Origin of the sequence: Streptomyces sp. CLV115 (assembly GCF_038448545.1) — a bacterium.
Classification (GTDB): Bacteria; Actinomycetota; Actinomycetes; order Streptomycetales; family Streptomycetaceae; genus Streptomyces; species Streptomyces sanglieri.
On the sequence record NZ_JBCEWQ010000183.1, the window covers coordinates 1 to 16,119 of the forward strand.

The window sequence follows — 16,119 nt, forward strand, 5'->3', positions numbered from 1 at the left end:
TCCCGTCCCCGTCCCCGTCCCCGTCCCTGTCACCGTCACCGGGACCGAATCGTCCGCGACGGCCTTCGCGACGCCCCGCGCGCTCGCCGCCTTCGCCACCACGGACCGGTCCAGCCGCACCCGTTCCGGCAGATACGCCGTCGCGGTCTGCGGCTCGCTGCCCCACGGCTTCGCCGTGTATGTCACCCGCTGGTCGGCCGCCACCACCGCGTCGGCCGCCGAGTAACGCTCCACCGGCGGCTGCGCCAGCAGCAGCGAACCGACGACGAAGGCGAAGGCGCCGATCAGCGCGGCCGCCGCCGCGGTCGCCGTGAACACCGCGCCCCAGGCCCGGCGGTGGGCCTTCAGGGAACGCCGGGCGAGAAACGCCGACGCCCGCCGGGCCCCGGCCCGCACATCCGCCCCGGGACGGGCCGCCCGCTCGCCGCCGGCCCCGCCCCTCTTCCCGGTCGTCTTCCCGGTCCTGTTCTTGCGTACGGTCGTGCTCATCGCAGCCGGCCGCCGTCCATCGTCAGCACGGTGTCCGCCCAGCTCGCCGCCACCGGATCATGGGTGACCATGACGACCGTACGGCCGTCGATCCGCACCGCCTCCCGCAGCAGACCGAGCACCAGCTCCGCCGACTCCGGATCCAGGGAGGCCGTCGGCTCGTCCGCGAAGATCACCTCGGGTTCGGTCACCAACGCCCTTGCCACCGCGACCCGTTGCTGCTGCCCGCCGGAGAGCGTCGAGGGCCCCTGCGCGCCGCGCCCCGCCAGGCCGACCCGGGTCAGCAGATCCCGCCCGCGGCTCAGCACCCGCTCGTCCTGCGGGTCGGCGCCCGCCAGCACCAGTGGCAGCACGACGTTCTCCTCGATGCTCAGCGAGGACACCAGATTGAGCGCGTGCGACTGGAAGACGAAACCGATCCGGTCCCGGCGCAACCTGGTCAGCGCCGCCTCGGAGAGCGCACCGAGATCGGTCCCCCCGATCCGTACCGTGCCCTCCGTCGGACGGTCCAGCCCCGCCGCGCACTGCAGGAACGTGCTCTTCCCCGAGCCCGAAGGGCCCACCACCGCGGTGAAACTGCCCACCGGCACCGCGCAGCTGACCGCGTCGAGCGCGGTCGTCTCCCGGCCGCCCCGGCCATGGCGCCGGCTCACCGACTCCAGACTCAGCGCGGACGCCCGCACCGCCGTGATCGTGTCCACCGTTGATTCCACCATTCCTTCGCCTGCCCCGCCGGACCGTTCCGACCTGCGTAAACGCTATGAACCGAGGGCCGGCCGGGCGAGAGTGCACGGTCCCGGAAGGGGGGTACAGCCAGCTCCACCGAGGCTCGGGGGAGGGCCCCACTCCAGCGGCAGGACAACCCCCGTAACGTGGTCCGTCATGAGCACCGCACCCGCCCCGCTGACAGTCGCCGTCCGGCGTTCCTGGGACGCGTCGCGCTATCTGGCCGTCGGCATCGGGGTCGCGCTGCTCGCGTATGTGAGCGCGTTCCTGGTGGTGGCGGTCCTGCTGTTCGGCGCCGTGATCATCGGGCTGCCCGCGCTGCCGGAGGCCGCCAAGGTGCTGCGCCGGTTCGCGGAGTACGAGCGGCGCAGGGCGGCGAAGCGGCTGGGCGTCGCGTTCACACCGACGCCCTATCCGTCGCTGGACAGCGCCGAACTCTCCGAGCGGGTGCGGCGCGTACTCACCGATCCGACGGTGTGGCGCGACGCGCTCTGGCTGCCGCTCCAGGCGCTCATGGGCAATGCCGTCGGATACGTGGCCATGGTGCTGTGGCCGATCGGGCTCCTCGTGGATGGCGCCGCGCTCCCGGTCGTGCACCTGCTGGACCGGCGGGCCGCCGACGAATACGGCACACCGGTGCCCGAGCGGCCCGGCTGGGTGCTGCGCTGGCACTGCGTGCTCGCCGACCTGTCGGCCGGCTGGACCAGGTCCCTGCTCACCTCCTCGCCGTCCACCGCGCTCGCCGAGCGCATCGCCCAGCTGACCGAGAGCCGGGCCGGTGCGGTGGAGGCGCACGGCGCCGAACTGCGCCGCATCGAACGCGATCTGCACGACGGCGCCCAGGCCAGGATCGTCGCCCTGTCCCTGCGCATCGGCCTCGCCAGACAGCTCCTCGACAGCGACCCCGCCGCCGCGCGGGTCCGGCTGGACGAGGCGCAGGACGGCGCGGAGGCGGCCCTCGCGGAGCTCCGGCACGTCGTGCGTGGCATTCACCCCCCGGTGCTGACGGACCGCGGACTGGCGGGTGCGGTAAGGGCGTTGGCCGCCGACGCGGGCGTGCCCGCAGCGGTGGAGCTGGACGGTGTGGAGGACGGCCGGCGGCTTCCGGCCGCGATCGAGGCCGCCGCCTACTTCGTCGTCGCCGAGGCACTCACCAACATCAGCAAACACAGCGGTGCGACGGCGGCGACCGTCCGTATCGCCCGTACCCCCGGCAGCCTGCGCGTGACCATCAGCGACAATGGGCGCGGCGGCGCGGACGAACGGCACGGCACCTCGCAGAACCCCTCCACCGGCAGCGGTCTGGTCGGCATCGGGCGGAGGATCGCCGCTCTGGACGGCACCACCCGCATCAGCAGCCCCATCGGGGGGCCGACGGACATCGAAGTGGAGCTGCCGTGCGGATCGTGATCGCCGAGGACAACGCGCTGTTGCGGGAGGGCCTGATCCTGCTGCTCACCAGCTCGGGCCACGAGGTGGTGGCCGACGTGGCGACCGGGCCCGAGGTGCTGCCCGCCCTGCTGGAACACCGCCCGGACGCCGCCGTGCTCGACGTACGGCTTCCGCCCACCTTCCGCGACGAGGGACTGCGCGCCGCGCTCGCCGCCCGCGCGGAGCTGCCCGAACTGCCGATCCTGGTGCTCTCGCAGTACGTGGAGGAGACGTACGCCGCCGAGCTGCTCGCCCGGGGCGCGCAGGGCATCGGCTATCTCCTGAAGGACCGGATCGGCCGGGTCGAACAGTTCCTCCAGGCGCTGGAACGGGTGGCGGGCGGCGGCACGGCGCTCGACCCCGAGGTGGTGACCCAGTTGCTGACCCGCAAGTCGTCGGCCGAGCCGCTGCGCAGCCTCACCCCGCGCGAGCGCGAGGTGCTGGAACTGATGGCGCAGGGCAAGGCGAACGGCACCATCGCCGCCGAACTGGTCGTGACGGAACGGGCGGTGAGCAAGCACATCGGCTCGATCTTCGTCAAGCTCGGCCTGGAACCCGACGACGGCACGGTGCACCGACGGGTACTCGCGGTGCTGGCCTACCTGGAGGGCAAGGGGGCCCGCTGACCGCGGCCCGGTGACGCCGGACGCCTGACGGGAGAGAGACGGCGGACGCCCCGGGTTCCCGCGGCGACGATCGCGCGGGAACCCGGGGCACATGACACCGTGCGGGGGATCTAGTACTTGGCGTAGTACGTGTAGCAGGTGTAGGCGAGCCCCGCCGTGTGGTGGGCGTTGGACGTCTGCCCGGCGGGCTTGGTGTCCTTGATGATGTATCCGGCCATGTTCACGGTCGAACCGTGCTTCACACTGCCGTGGTAATAGTTCGAGTAGCAGTACTTGTAGTTGTCGCGGGCCTGCCAGCCGTAGCTCCACTTCCCGCCACCGACCTCGACGATCTTCATCGGCGTGACGCCGCCCTCCGCCGCGTCGGGGATCGTGACCTCCACCACTCCCCATTCCGCGGGGTCGCCCAGCGCCGCGGGTGCCCGGGTGCCGTCGCCGCGGGTGTGGACGGAGATGGTGCTGCTCGTCACCTGGTCGATGCCGACCTGGGCGGCGGTGGCCGGCGTGGCGAGGACGCCGGAGGCCAGGGCCGCGGTCGAAACGGCCAGGGCCGCCGTTCTGCCGAACTTCTTCATGGAACATCCCCCTGATCCAGCCTTCCTGTGAAGGCTCGGAGAAGATCATCTGTAGGCCCGTGCACCCTGTAAAGGGAGATTCGGCAAGTTGGCCGGAATCCTTCTTGGCCGACTTGGGTCGTCAACCCCGCTTCGGGTCGACGGGGTCCACGGGGGCCGACACGAGGACGGGGCCCCGCCCAGGGGCCGGACCGGGAACCCCGGGGCCCGCTCGCGTCGGCCCGTCCGGACGGGCAGGATGCTGTGTGCCGTATTGCGCCGCCAGGAGGTCCCGCATGTCCAGCCAGAACCAGCCTGTGCCGTTCACCGCCGACGACTACCGGGCCCGCATGACGCGCGCGGCCGACGCCGCAGCCGAGGCCGGGCTCGCGGGCGTGCTGGTCGCCCCCGGCCCCGACCTCGTCCACCTCACCGGCTACCGGCCCGTGAACACCGAACGCCTCACCGTCCTCGTCCTTGCACCGGGACAGGACCCGGTCCTCGTCGTTCCGACGCTGGAGGCCCCGGACGCGGAGGAGGCCGTCGGCGCCCCGGCGCTCACCCTGCGGGACTGGACCGACGGCCAGGACCCCTACGCCGTCACCGCCCCGCTGCTCGACGGCCACGGCCGGTTCGGGATCAGCGACAACGCCTGGGCGATGCATCTGCTCGGGCTCCGGCGGGCGCTGCCGGACACCTCGTACGTCTCGCTCACCGAGGCCCTGCCGATGCTGCGCGCCGTGAAGGACGCCCCCGAGCTGGAGCGGCTGGCGGCCGCCGGAGCCGCCGCCGACGCCACGTACGGCGAGATCCTCAAGGTGCGCTTCTCCGGCCGCAAGGAGACCGACATCGCGGCCGAACTGGCCGGACTGCTCAAGCGGTTCGGGCACTCCCAGGTCGACTTCACGGTCGTCGGCTCCGGCCCCAACGGCGCCAACCCGCACCACGAGGCCGGGGAGCGCACCATCGAGCGGGGCGACATGGTCGTACTCGACTTCGGCGGCCTCAAGCACGGCTACGGCTCGGACACCTCCCGCACGGTCCACGTCGGCGAGCCCACCGCCGAGGAGCAGCGGGTCCACGACATCGTGCGGGAGGCGCAGGAGGCGGGCTGCAAGGCGGTCCGGCCGGGCGTCGCCTGCCAGGAGATCGACCGGGCGGCCCGCGCCGTCATCACCGAGTTCGGCTACGGCGAACGCTTCATCCACCGCACCGGCCACGGCATCGGCGTCACCACCCACGAACCGCCGTACATGATCGAGGGCGAGGAGCAGCCGCTGGTGCCCGGGATGTGCTTCTCGGTGGAGCCGGGCATCTACCTGCCGGGCCGGTTCGGGGTACGGATCGAGGACATCGTGACCGTGACCGAGGACGGCGGCCGCCGCCTCAACAACACGGCACGCGAGCTCGCGATCGTCGAGTAGCCGCACGCGGGGCCCGGCCGCCGCGCCCGGCCCCTCGGCTCAGCCGTCCGCCAGCACCACGCACGACTCCGGCGGCAGATGCAGCAGCCCGTCGGCGCCCGGGGCCGCCACCGGCAACCACGCCGCCACCACCCGGTCCCCGCCGCCCCGGTGCCGGCCACCGCCCAGCGGGATCGTGGCCGGCTTCTCGCCCAGGTTGACCGCGATCCGCAGATCGCCCCTGCGGTACGCCAGCCAGCGCGCCTGTTCGTCGTGGGCGGTGCGCACCGACGCCAGATCCGGATCGCTGAGGTCGGGCAGCGCGTGGCGCAGCGCGATCAGCTCCCGGTACCAGGCGTGCAGGCGGGCGTGCGGCTCCCGCGACGGTTCGTCCCAGTCCAGACAGGAGCGGTCGCGGGTGGCCGGGTCCTGCGGGTCCGGAACCTCGTCCGCCGCCCAGCCGTGCGCCGCGAACTCGCGCCGCCGGCCGTTGCGGACCGCCGCGGCGAGCTCCGGATCGGTGTGGTCGGTGAAGAACTGCCAGGGGGTGCGGGCGCCCCACTCCTCGCCCATGAACAGCATCGGAGTGAAGGGCCCGGTCAGCACGAGGGCCGCGGCGCAGGCCAGCAGGCCGGGGGAGAGCGTCGCGGAGAGCCGGTCGCCCAGGGCGCGGTTGCCGATCTGGTCGTGGGTCTGGGCGTAGCCGACGAAACGGTGGGCGGGCGTGCGGGCGATGTCGACGGGACGGCCGTGGGTCCGGCCCCGGAAACTGGAGTACGTCCCGTTGTGGAAGAACGCGCTGGTCACGGTCTTGGCTACGGCGGCCAGCGGAGCCTGCGCGAAGTCCGCGTAATAGCCCTGGGACTCACCGGTCAGCGCGGTGTGCAGGGCGTGGTGGAAGTCGTCGTTCCACTGGGCGTGCAGCCCGATGCCGCCCGATTCGCGCGGTGTCGTGGTCCTCGGGTCACAGAGGTCGGACTCGGCGATCAGCGGCAGCGGACGGCCCAGTTCCGCCGCGAGCGAGTCAACCGCCGTCGACAGTTCCTCCAGGAAGGTCAGCGCCCGGCCGTCGGCCAGGGCATGGACCGCGTCCAGCCGCAGCCCGTCCAGCCGGTAGTCCCGCAGCCAGCCGAGCGCGCTGCCCAGCAGGAAGGCCCGCACCTCGTCCGAACCGGGGGCGTCCAGATTGACCGCCGCCCCCCACGGCGTGTGATGGGTCTCGGTGAAGTACGGGCCGAAGGCGGGCAGGTGGTTGCCGGACGGGCCGAGATGGTTGTGGACCACGTCCAGCAGGACCGCGAGCCCCAGACCGTGCGCCGTGTCGACAAAGCGCTTCAGCCCGTCCGGTCCGCCGTACGGCTCGTGCACCGCCCACAGCGACACCCCCTCGTACCCCCACCCGTGGGTGCCGGGGAACGGGCAGACCGGCATCAGCGACACATGGGTGACACCGAGCTCGGCCAGATGCCCCAGCCGGGCGGCCGCGGCGTCGAAGGTGCCCTCCTCGGTGTACGTACCGATGTGCAGCTCGTACAGCACAGCGCCCGGCAGCCCCCGGCCCGGCCAGTCCCCGCGCCAATCGAACAACGAGTGGTCGACGACGGCGCTCTCGCCGTCCGGCCCGTCCGGCTGGCGCCGTGAACGCGGATCGGGGAGCACTCGTCCGGCGCTCCCGCCCCCGTCCAGGACGAAGCCGTAGCGGTCCCCGTCCGACGCCGGCGCCTCGGCCGTCCACCAGCCGGAACGGGCCGGATCACGCTCCATCTCCCACGGCTCGCCCGCCAGCCGCAGCCCCACCCCGTCCGCCTCCGGTGCCCATACCTCGAACAGCATGCAACGCTCCTCGTCTCATCGCCCGCGCCCCGTCGTGGGCAGCGGCCACGATCACCGGCCCACAACACTGGATCGAGCCCGTTACTGGCGATTAAGGTCTGGTTCTGATCATTGCCCCGTCAGGTTCCGCTCAATACGCACTCCCTCGTACGGCTGTGGAGGCCGAGATGACTGTGCCGTCGTTCCCGCCCGGCTTCCTCTGGGGAGCCTCAGCGTCCGCCTTCCAGACCGAGGGGGCGTCCGACACCGACGGCAAGGGCCCCTCCGGCTGGGACGCCTTCGCCGCACAGCCCGGACGGATCAAGGACGGCACCGACACCACCCGCGGCACCGGCTTCCACCAGCACTACCGCGAGGACGTCGCCCTGCTGGCCGGCCTCGGCGCCGACGCCTTCCGGTTCTCCGTCAGCTGGCCGCGCGTCGTGCCCGGCGGCAGCGGACCGGTCAACCCGCAGGGGCTCGACTTCTACGACCGCCTCGTCGACGAACTGTGCGCCCACGGCATCACCCCGGCCCCCACCCTCTACCACTGGGACACCCCACTGCCGCTCGACGAGGAGGGCGGCTGGCTCAACCGCGACACCGCCTACCGCTTCGCCGAGTACGCGGGCATCGTCGCCGAACGCCTCGCCGACCGCGTACCGATGTGGATCACCATCAACGAACCGGCCGAAGTGACACTGCTCGGCTACGCACTCGGCGAGCACGCACCGGGCCGCACCCTCCTCTTCGACGCCCTGCCCGCCGCCCACCACCAGCTCCTCGCCCACGGCCTCGCCGTGCGCGCGCTGCGCGGCGCGGGCGCCGACAACATCGGCATCGCCGTCTCGCACACCCCCGTCTGGACCGCCGGCGACCGCGACGAGGACCGGCTGGGCGCGGAACTGTACGACACCATCACCAACTGGATGTTCGCCGACCCGGTCCTCACCGGCCGCTACCCCGACGAGAACATCGCCGCCCTGATGCCGGGCCCGGTCGAGGACGACCTCACGACCATCTCCACCCCGCTCGACTGGTACGGGATCAACTACTACAACCCCACCCTCGTCGGCGCCCCCGACACCAGCACCCCGGAGACCTTCTCCGGCTACCGGCTGCCCCCCGAACTCCCCTTCGGCATCCGCGAGATAGAGGGCTACGAGAAGACCGACTTCGGCTGGCCCGTCGTCCCCGACGGCCTGCGCGAAACCCTCGTCCAGCTCCACACCCGCTACGGCGACCGGCTCCCCCCGCTCTACATCACCGAGAACGGCTGCGCCGTCGACGAGCCCGCCGAGGACAGCCGCCGGATCGCCTACCTCGAAGGCCACCTGCGGGCCCTGCGCACGGCCATCGACGCCGGAGTCGACGTACGCGGCTACTTCACCTGGTCACTCACCGACAACGTCGAATGGACCGAGGGCGCCAGCAAGCGCTTCGGTCTCGTCCACATCGACTACGAGACGCTGCGCCGGACCCCCAAGGACTCCTACGCCTGGTACCGCGACCTGATCCGTACGCAGAAGACGGGCAGCCCGGCACACTGACCCGACGGACGGCCCCCGGAGTGATCCATACTTCGCGGCATGGTTGCTTCATGGTGGTCCCGGGCCGGCCTCGGGATATTCGTGCACTGGACGCCCGCCTCCGTGCCGGGCTGGGCCCCGCCGTACGTCCCCGCGGCCGAACTCCCCCCGGCCGGGCGCCGATCGCCGCTCGGCTGGACGCCGTACGCGCAGTGGTACGAGAACGCGCTCCGGTTCCCCGGCAGCCCCGTCTCGGCCCACCACCGCGCGACCTACGGCAGCCGCCCGTACACCGCCTTCGGGGGCGACTTCAACGACGCCCTGGAGCAGTGGGATCCCACCTCGTGGGCCCGTGACTTCCGTGCCGCGGGCGCCCGTTACGCCGTTCTCGTCACCAAGCACCACGACGGCTTCTGCCTCTGGCCCTCCGAGGTCACCAACCCGCACCGGGCCGGCTGGCACACCCCGCGCGACGTCGTCGGCGAATTCGCCGAAGCCGTACGGGCCGAGGGGCTGCGGTTCGGCATCCACTACTCCGGCGGACTCGACTGGACCTTCGACGACCGCCCGATCAAAACCGGCGCGGACACCGTCTCGGCCGTCCCGCGCGGCCGCTATCCGGCCTACGCCGGCGCCCAGTTGCGCGAACTGATCCGCCGTCACCACCCCGACATACTCTGGAACGACATCGCCTGGCCCGGCTCACGCACCGACGTCCAGAGGATCGTCGAGTACTACCGCTTCACCGTCCCGCACGGCGTCGTCAACGACCGGCTGCTGCCCCGCGCACCGGTCTGGCGCACACTGTCCGCCCCCGGCGCCAAGGCCCTGTACAACAACTGGGAACGCCGCACCACCGCCCGGGGCGGGGGCTTCGTGCCGCGCAGGCCCCCGTACTACGACTTCCGTACCCCGGAGTCCGCCCGCCACGCCGGACCGGACCCGTACGAGATCACCCGCTCCGTCGACCACGGCTTCGGCTACAACCGCAACTCCCCGCCCGAGGCGCACCTCGGCCGGCAGGCGCTGGAATCGCTGGTACGGGAGACGGCGGCCCGGGGCGGCAATCTGCTGCTCGGCGTGGGGCCGCGCGGCGAGGACGCGAAGATCCCCGCCGCGCAGCGGCTGCGCCTGCGATGGCTGGCGCAAACCGCCCCTGAACTCACGCGAGATGGACGCGTTCCTGGTTGATGCGATGACCGGCCTTCGCGAACGCGGCCGCCATCGGCACATTGCCCCGGTCGGTGGCGCCCGCGATGAACTCGGCGCCCTCGGCCGCCAGGAAGTGGGTGCACTCCGCGAGCAGGTCGTACCCGTAGCCGTGCCCCCGCTGCTCGGGCACGACACCGATGAAGGCGACGCACGGGCCGGACGGGTTGTGGGCGGGCACCTGGATACCGGCCAGTTCACCGGCGGCGGTGTACGCCAACTGCCACCAGGAGCGCGGCGAGGGGCACCAGTGGAAGAAGTCGAGCTCCTCCCGCGCCGCCCGCTCCGGACCGCCGGCCTCGATGGCCTTTCGGGCATGGGTGTCCAGCGTGACGGAGTGGACCCGGCGCAGCACATCGAGGATCACCTCGTCGTCCGGCTCCGGCCGGAACTCCAGCCGTCCCGGCCGCTCGGGCAGGCCGAACTCCGGCTTCCACCGGTAGTTGTACCGCTCGACCAGCGGCTTCATCCCGGCCGCGCGGGCGGCGGAGATCCGGCCCTCCGCGGCGGCCCGGACATCCGGCCGCTCCCGCCAGTCGGCGGGCAGGCTCAGTTCGTACTCGGCGTGCAGCGGTGCGCGGCGCAGCAGTTCGGCGCCCGCCGACTCCTCGCCGTCGGCGAAGTCGAACCAGTTGAGCAGCACCGGCTCGGTGTCGTGGGGCCCGGCCCACCAGGCGGCACGGGCCACCACGACACCGTCGCGCAGGGCGACCCAGGTCCACTCGGGGCGGTAGTCGCCGCCGTTGTCCGCAGTGGCGTACCGGTGCCCGAACGCGGCGCGGCCGACGAGGTCACGGCCCCGCATGGTGTGGAAAAGGTGTGCGTCGCTCTCGGTGAGCGCGCGGACGACCAGATCGGTCATGGAACAGTCCTCCGGAAGAAGCGGTGCGCTCCCGGTCAGACAGAAACCGAAGCCGCCCGGCGAACGGGACGGGAGCGCGGGAACGAAATGGTGGGTGTACGCACTGTTCTCGCCTCCTTCCTCGGTTCTCGGGCGGAGCCGTCACCCTAACCGGTGCTCCGGCGGTCCGTCCACAGGGTTCATCCGCGCACCGTGTGTCAGTCCCACACCATGTCGAAGGCCCGCTCGAAGTTCACGTACCCGAGACGTGCGAAAGCCCTGGCCATCGGGACGTTGCCGAGGTCGGTGGCGGCCCGGACGCGCTCCACACCGTCCTGCGCGGCCAGCACCCGGGTGCCTTCGGCGAGGATGTCGTCGATGTAGCCGTGGCCGCGGTGGGCGGGCAGCACACCGATGTACGCGACGATCGGGTTGTAGTCGTTGCGGGCCGGGATCACGAAGCCGACCGGTTCACCGTCGGGCAGCTCGGCGATCCGCCACCACTCGCGCGGTGTCCGGTAGACCGCCAGTTCCTCGTCGTAGTGCTTCTCGGCGGCCTCGCGGGCACTGAGCCCGGACGCCAGCTCGGCCTGCCCGTGAGCGTCCAGGGTGCCCTCCATCACCGGTGTCATCAGCGCGAGAAGATCCTCGCGGCCGTCGACCGGGCGGAACCGGAGCCGGCCGCTGCCGGCGGGGACCGGCGTACCGGCGCGCCACTCCAGGCGGAGCCGCTCGACCAGCATCCGCGCACCGGAGCGCTCCATGACCCGGATCCGGGCCTCGACGGCATCACGGGTGACCGGGTCCTCGCGCCAGTCGGAAGGTACGAAGCGTCCGTACTCGGGCCGCGGGGCGCCGGCCGGCACGACCGCCGCCGTCGCCGCCTCCAGCAGCTTCAGGCCCGCCTCGCCGCGTTCGGGTTCGGGCAGGGTGTCGTCCAGGTCGAAGAAGTCGAGGAGCAGCGGTGTCTCCCCGTCCTTGCTCCACCACGCGACCCTCGCCACCAGGCGCTCGCCGCGCAGCGCCACCCACATCCACTCGGGGCGACGCCGTCCGCTCCCCAGGTCGTCGGCGAGCTCGTGATCGAGGGTGTACGACAGCCGGCAGAAGAGCTCCAGCTCCTCGGGACCGGAGAGCGGACGGATGGTCAATTCCTGTGGTGCACGGGTCACACAAGCTCCTTGAAGTGCGGAAATGGCCCACCGGTGAAGACGTGCGGGCCGCGGCGGGAGACGGTAGCAGTGTCGTCGCGCACCTGCGCGGGGATATCCGCGGCGGCGCCGGCGGGGCGCGACGGGCGGGTTCCCGAGAGGTGCGCCGCGCGGGCCGAGGGGCGGAGCCCGGGCATGTTCTGGACACTCCGGGGCGGTCGGGCCGACAATTGGCCGCGTGACGTCCTCCTTCGAGTCCCACACGTATCCCGTGCGGCTGTCCGACGCCCAGCGCGATCGTGTGCTCGGCGTACTCAGAGACGGCGCGGCACAGGGCAAGCTCTCCCACGACACCTTCATGCGGCGCATGGAGCTCGTCCTCACCGCCCGCCGCCCCGAGGAACTGGAGGCGCTCACCGCCGACCTGGAGAGCGAGGGCCGCTGGTCCCGGCGGATACTCCGGGTGGTGAGCGGGGTGTCCGGATTTCCCGGCCGGGTGCGCCGGGTCTGGCAGACCGAACGTCTCCCCAAGCTCCTGCTCCCGGCGCCGAGCCCGCACCCGCTGCGGATCGGCCGCGATCCGGTGAACGGGCTGCGGCTCAACCACGAGACCGTCTCCCGGCAGCACGCGGAGCTCTCCGCCCAGGGCGGGCGCTGGCTGCTGCGCGACCTCGGCTCGACCAACGGCACCTGCGTCAACGGCCAGCGGGTCACCGGCACGGTCCCGGTCCGCGACGGGGACCAGGTGAGCTTCGGCCGGATGAGCTTCCGGCTCTCCGCGCCCGTCCTCGGCCCCCCTGCCTGAGCGCCGGCCGAGCCCCGTCCGAGGAGCCGCCGAGGCCCGCCGGAGCCGGTCGAACGGCCGGTCCGCCCGTCGCCGGGCCCCGTCGGAGGCCGGTGACAGACGGACCGGCTCAGGTCCGGTGACAGGGGGCCCGGCTCAGGTCCGCTGGTGCAGGCCGCGTCCACCGAGGGTGAGGAAGACCTCGCCGACCGCCTCGGAGAGCGTCGGATGGGCGTGTACGTGACGGGCCACATCGGCCGGTTCGGCGTCCCACCCCACGATCAGTTGGCTCTCGGCGATCATCTCGGAGACCTGCGGCCCGACCAGATGCACCCCGAGGACCCGCCCGTCCCGCTCGGCGACCACCTTCACCGTCCCGCCCCGCCCGTGCACCATCCCCTTGGCCACGGCGGTCAGCGGCATGCTGCCCACCACGACATCGTGCCCGGCGTCACGGGCCCGGGCCTCGGTCAGGCCCACCGCGGCGGTCTGCGGGGACGAGTACGTGACCCTCGGCACGGCGGCGTAGTCCACCGCCGGTGTGCTCAGTCCGGCCAGTGTCTCGGCGACCGACATGCCCTCCGCGAACGACGCGTGGGCCAGCCCGAGGGACGGCGGCGGCAGCAGATCGCCCACCACATGGACACCCGGCACGGACGTTTCGAGCCGGGACCAGTCGGCGGGCGCGACATGGCCGCGCTCGTCGACGGCCAGTCCCGCCGCCGCGAGACCGAGCCCTTCGGTCACCGGCACCCGGCCCACCGCGACGAGCAGCCGCTCGGCCCTCACCGTGCGGGACTCGCCGCGCGAGGTGCGTACCGTCGCGGACACCCCGCCGTCGGCCACCTCCGCGTCGATCAGCCGCGCCCCCGTGAGCACATCGATCCCGCGCTTCCTCAGACCCCGGGTCAGATGACGTGACACGTCGACGTCCTCCAGCGGTACGAGCCGGTCCGCGGCCTCCACCAGCGTCACATCGGCACCCATCGACCGGTGGAACGAGGCGTACTCGACGCCGATCGCCCCACCGCCCAGCACCAGTACGGACCGCGGCAGCCCCGGCGCGAAGAGCGCGTCGTCGCTGGTGACGACGTGGTGCCCGTCGGCCTCCAGCCCCGGCAGCATGCGCGGTCGCGAGCCGGTCGCCAGGACGATGCCGCGGCGCGCGACGACTGTTCCGTGACCGGTGACATACGCACTGCGCGGACCGGTCAACTCGGCGCTCCCGCGCACCACTTCGACCGACGCGTGCGCGAGGTGGTCCACCACCCCGCGGTGGTTGCGCGCCACGATGTCGTCCCGGGTGGCGACCAGGGCCGGCCAGTCCACCGAGTCCAGGGTCGCCTTCACCCCCCACCGCTCCCCGGCCTCCGCGATGCCGTCCACGAGTTCGGCGGCGTGCAGCATCGCCTTGCTGGGAATGCAGCCGCGGTGCAGACAGGTGCCGCCCACCTTGTCGCGCTCCACGAGGACCACCTTCAGCCCGAGGGAAGCGGCCCGCAGGGCGGTGGAGTATCCGCCGGTGCCACCGCCGATCACCAGGACATCGGTCTCGTGCCCATCCGTTGTTCGTGTCATGACCACAGCCTCCGCCCGGCACTTGCCATGAGTCCAAGGCAATGTTTCTGTGGCACCGATGCACAGTCTTCATGGGCACGGCCCGCGGGGGAGAGCACGATGAGCCTGCGACAGATGGAGTACTTCCTCACCGTCGTCGAGGAGACCTCGTTCACCCGCGCCGCCGAACTCCTCCACGTCACCCAGCCCGCGCTCTCCCACCAGATCAAGGCCCTGGAACGGACCGTCGGCGGCGCCCTGCTGGAACGGCTGCCGCGCGGTGTGCGGCTGACCCCGATGGGCCGCGCCTATCTGCCGCACGCCGAGCGCTCCGTACGCAGTGCCGCCCAGGCCCGGCGGGCGGCACGGGCGGCGGCGGGCGCGGAGGGCGGCGAGCTGCACATCGCGACGGTGCACGCGGTGGCCGTCGGCATCCTCCCGGACGTCTTCGCGCACTGGCGCCGGGCGCACCCCGGGGTCGCTCTCGTGCTTCACGAGTACGCCACCCCGGAGGCCCTGGCGGAACAGCTCGAACGCGGCACCGCCGACCTCGCCGTCGGCCCGCCGCCCGCGCACTGGCCGGGGCCGGTCGTCCCGGTCGGCGAGGAGGAGATCGTCCTGGTGGTCCCCTTCGACGACCCGCTCGCCGGACGGGCCTCGGTCCGCCTGCAGGAGCTGGCCGACCGGCCCTGGGTGCGCTGCGCGATGGAACCCGTGGTCCAGGGCCGGCCGTTCCTGGACCTGGCCTGCGGGGAAGCCGGATTCACACCCCGTACGGCGGTGCGCACCGAACACACGTCGACGGCGGTACGGATGGCGGCGGCCGGAGTCGGAGTCGCCACGGCTCCGGCACATGTCGTCCGGGGAGCGGTCGGCGAGGACTGCGCCGTCCTGGCCGTCGACCCACCGTGGCGGCGCCGACTGGCGGTCTTCTCCCGCGTGGAACTGACGGGGGCCACCGCCGCGTTCACGGAACTGCTCGCCGGCTCCGGGCCGCTCGGCCCCCGTACACCGGCGGGCTGAGACATGCCGCCCGGTGTACCGCCGGGCGGGGCGCACCGCCCTCACCCGTACGGCCGTACGCCGACTGCGCGACGCCCACTCCGGTGATCCCCTGGTGAGGAACCGCGCCGCACACCGGCGCCCTGACGCCCCGGGGGTACGGATGCAGGCCGACGCGCCAAAAGGCACATCCGCACCTGGCCTCGGCAGCCGAGCGCGCCGGCCGGTGCGCGGCCCCCGCCGGAGCACCGGCCCCAGCCTGCTGGAACCCGGCGCGGCGTGCGACCCGTACCTGCTCTACCGGGTCCTGCGCGAGGAGTACCCGCTCAGCTACGACGCACCTCTGGGCGCGTGGCTGGTCAGCCGGTACGCGGACGTGGTCACGGCCCTCACCGACTCCCGGTTCACCGGCCTCCCGCACGACACCGCGCCGCGCGGCGCCCCTGCCCCGCTCGGCCTCTGCCACGGCGACCCCCGCTGCGCATCCCGCGATCAGCCCCCGGCTCCGCCGGAGGCAGTGCCGGGTGACATGTCGGACCGTGGGGCTGTGCCACGTCACATGCCGGACACCAAGGCTGTGCCACGTCACATGCCGGCCCTGACCCCGAGCCCGGACCCGGACCCGGACCCGGACCCCGGCCCGTATCCGGTGACACGTCACACGGCAGGCCCCGATCCGGTGCCACGTCACATGTGGAACCCCGCTTCGGTCCCAGGTCGTATGTCGGACCCCACCCCGGTGCCACATCCATCGGTGCCACGTCACACGGCCGCGCGGATCGAGCGGACCGCCTACGTGCTGGCACGCAGGATCGCGGGCCGGCAACAGGTCGACCTCGTCGAGGAGTTCTGCCGCTGGCTGCCCCTCGGCGCCGCACCCGGCACGAGCGCCCGCCGCTACGCCGACCGGCACTCCGGCCTCGTCCCGGGCACCACGCCCGGCATCGCGCGAAGCCCCCGGCCCCCCGCCGCACCGGCCACCGCCCACGCCACTCCGCCGGCCAC

Annotated in this window: 13 protein-coding genes and 3 pseudogenes; 9 read left to right on the forward strand and 7 right to left on the reverse strand. The window is 72.8% G+C overall.

Annotated elements, in window-relative coordinates; genetic code table 11:
• Together AADR41_RS36540 and AADR41_RS36545 are read right to left on the reverse strand one after the other, a co-directional pair.
• Window positions 1–489, reverse strand: a pseudogene (locus tag AADR41_RS36540) (ABC transporter permease); the annotation flags it as partial.
• Entirely contained in the window at window positions 486–1,205 is a 720-nt protein-coding gene (locus AADR41_RS36545) for an ABC transporter ATP-binding protein (protein WP_342286313.1), read from the reverse strand. The gene AADR41_RS36545 and the pseudogene AADR41_RS36540, both read right to left, overlap by 4 nt.
• A 166-nt stretch (window positions 1,206–1,371) precedes the next feature.
• Between AADR41_RS36545 and AADR41_RS36550 the strand changes: the two genes are divergently transcribed.
• Complete coding sequence (locus AADR41_RS36550; RefSeq protein WP_342286315.1) at window positions 1,372–2,625, forward strand: sensor histidine kinase; 1,254 nt, start codon at window positions 1,372–1,374, stop codon at window positions 2,623–2,625.
• A complete protein-coding gene (locus AADR41_RS36555; protein WP_342286316.1) occupies window positions 2,613–3,272 on the forward strand; it encodes a response regulator transcription factor in 660 nt (219 codons plus the stop codon). Before AADR41_RS36550 ends, AADR41_RS36555 begins: the two co-directional genes overlap by 13 nt.
• A gap of 110 nt (window positions 3,273–3,382) precedes the next feature.
• On the opposite strand, the gene AADR41_RS36560 is transcribed toward AADR41_RS36555, so the two are convergent.
• Entirely contained in the window at window positions 3,383–3,847 is a 465-nt protein-coding gene (locus AADR41_RS36560; RefSeq protein WP_342286317.1) for a lactococcin 972 family bacteriocin, read from the reverse strand.
• A gap of 275 nt (window positions 3,848–4,122) precedes the next feature.
• On the opposite strand from AADR41_RS36560, the gene AADR41_RS36565 reads away from it, so the two are divergent.
• Window positions 4,123–5,250, forward strand: a complete 1,128-nt coding sequence (locus AADR41_RS36565) for an aminopeptidase P family protein (RefSeq protein ID WP_342286318.1) — start codon at window positions 4,123–4,125, stop codon at window positions 5,248–5,250.
• A gap of 39 nt (window positions 5,251–5,289) precedes the next feature.
• Here AADR41_RS36565 and treZ read toward each other — a convergent pair whose 3' ends face one another.
• Complete coding sequence (gene treZ, locus AADR41_RS36570) at window positions 5,290–7,062, reverse strand: malto-oligosyltrehalose trehalohydrolase (protein ID WP_342286319.1); 1,773 nt, start codon at window positions 7,060–7,062, stop codon at window positions 5,290–5,292.
• A 167-nt stretch (window positions 7,063–7,229) separates the two neighbouring features.
• Here treZ and AADR41_RS36575 point away from each other — a divergent pair, with 167 nt between their 5' ends.
• On the forward strand, window positions 7,230–8,591 hold the full coding sequence (locus tag AADR41_RS36575) for a GH1 family beta-glucosidase (RefSeq protein ID WP_342286321.1): 1,362 nt from the start codon (window positions 7,230–7,232) through the stop codon (window positions 8,589–8,591).
• Between the two features lie 39 nt (window positions 8,592–8,630).
• A complete protein-coding gene (locus AADR41_RS36580) occupies window positions 8,631–9,761 on the forward strand; it encodes an alpha-L-fucosidase (protein ID WP_342286322.1) in 1,131 nt (376 codons plus the stop codon).
• Here AADR41_RS36580 and AADR41_RS36585 read toward each other — a convergent pair.
• Both AADR41_RS36585 and AADR41_RS36590 read right to left on the reverse strand, forming a co-directional pair.
• Window positions 9,733–10,641, reverse strand: a complete 909-nt coding sequence (locus AADR41_RS36585; protein ID WP_342286324.1) for a GNAT family N-acetyltransferase — start codon at window positions 10,639–10,641, stop codon at window positions 9,733–9,735. The two genes, AADR41_RS36580 and AADR41_RS36585, sit on opposite strands and share 29 nt — an antisense overlap.
• 197 nt (window positions 10,642–10,838) lie before the next feature.
• Entirely contained in the window at window positions 10,839–11,792 is a 954-nt protein-coding gene (locus AADR41_RS36590; protein ID WP_342286326.1) for a GNAT family N-acetyltransferase, read from the reverse strand.
• Between the two features lie 217 nt (window positions 11,793–12,009).
• On the opposite strand from AADR41_RS36590, the gene AADR41_RS36595 reads away from it, so the two are divergent.
• Window positions 12,010–12,576, forward strand: coding sequence for a DUF1707 and FHA domain-containing protein (locus tag AADR41_RS36595; RefSeq protein WP_342286327.1), 567 nt, complete (start codon window positions 12,010–12,012; stop codon window positions 12,574–12,576).
• Window positions 12,577–12,711: 135 nt separating this feature from the next.
• Here AADR41_RS36595 and lpdA read toward each other — a convergent pair whose 3' ends face one another.
• The gene (gene lpdA / locus AADR41_RS36600; RefSeq protein WP_342286328.1) at window positions 12,712–14,133 is read right to left on the reverse strand and encodes a dihydrolipoyl dehydrogenase; all 1,422 of its coding nucleotides are present in this window, start codon (window positions 14,131–14,133) and stop codon (window positions 12,712–12,714) included.
• Window positions 14,134–14,232: 99 nt separating this feature from the next.
• Here lpdA and AADR41_RS36605 point away from each other — a divergent pair, with 99 nt between their 5' ends.
• From AADR41_RS36605 to AADR41_RS36615, 3 genes and pseudogenes are all read left to right on the forward strand, one after another.
• Window positions 14,233–15,135: a LysR family transcriptional regulator gene (locus tag AADR41_RS36605; protein ID WP_342286330.1), complete on the forward strand. Its 903-nt coding sequence runs from the start codon at window positions 14,233–14,235 to the stop codon at window positions 15,133–15,135.
• Window positions 15,136–15,277: 142 nt separating this feature from the next.
• A pseudogene (locus AADR41_RS36610) lies at window positions 15,278–15,598 on the forward strand (cytochrome P450); the annotation flags it as partial.
• Window positions 15,599–15,868: 270 nt separating this feature from the next.
• Window positions 15,869–16,119 (forward strand): annotated as a pseudogene (locus AADR41_RS36615) (hypothetical protein); the annotation flags it as partial.

What these genes read in the sequence shown, in the direction of transcription:
- AADR41_RS36545 (WP_342286313.1), bottom strand. Translation starts at nt 1,205, where the DNA reads ATGGTGGAATCAACGGTGGACACGATCACGGCGGTGCGGGCGTCCGCG.
- AADR41_RS36550 (WP_342286315.1), top strand. Translation starts at nt 1,372, where the DNA reads ATGAGCACCGCACCCGCCCCGCTGACAGTCGCCGTCCGGCGTTCCTGG.
- AADR41_RS36560 (WP_342286317.1), bottom strand. Translation starts at nt 3,847, where the DNA reads ATGAAGAAGTTCGGCAGAACGGCGGCCCTGGCCGTTTCGACCGCGGCC.
- AADR41_RS36565 (WP_342286318.1), top strand. Translation starts at nt 4,123, where the DNA reads ATGTCCAGCCAGAACCAGCCTGTGCCGTTCACCGCCGACGACTACCGG.
- treZ (WP_342286319.1), bottom strand. Translation starts at nt 7,062, where the DNA reads ATGCTGTTCGAGGTATGGGCACCGGAGGCGGACGGGGTGGGGCTGCGG.
- AADR41_RS36575 (WP_342286321.1), top strand. Translation starts at nt 7,230, where the DNA reads ATGACTGTGCCGTCGTTCCCGCCCGGCTTCCTCTGGGGAGCCTCAGCG.
- AADR41_RS36580 (WP_342286322.1), top strand. Translation starts at nt 8,631, where the DNA reads ATGGTTGCTTCATGGTGGTCCCGGGCCGGCCTCGGGATATTCGTGCAC.
- AADR41_RS36585 (WP_342286324.1), bottom strand. Translation starts at nt 10,641, where the DNA reads ATGACCGATCTGGTCGTCCGCGCGCTCACCGAGAGCGACGCACACCTT.
- lpdA (WP_342286328.1), bottom strand. Translation starts at nt 14,133, where the DNA reads ATGACACGAACAACGGATGGGCACGAGACCGATGTCCTGGTGATCGGC.
- AADR41_RS36605 (WP_342286330.1), top strand. Translation starts at nt 14,233, where the DNA reads ATGAGCCTGCGACAGATGGAGTACTTCCTCACCGTCGTCGAGGAGACC.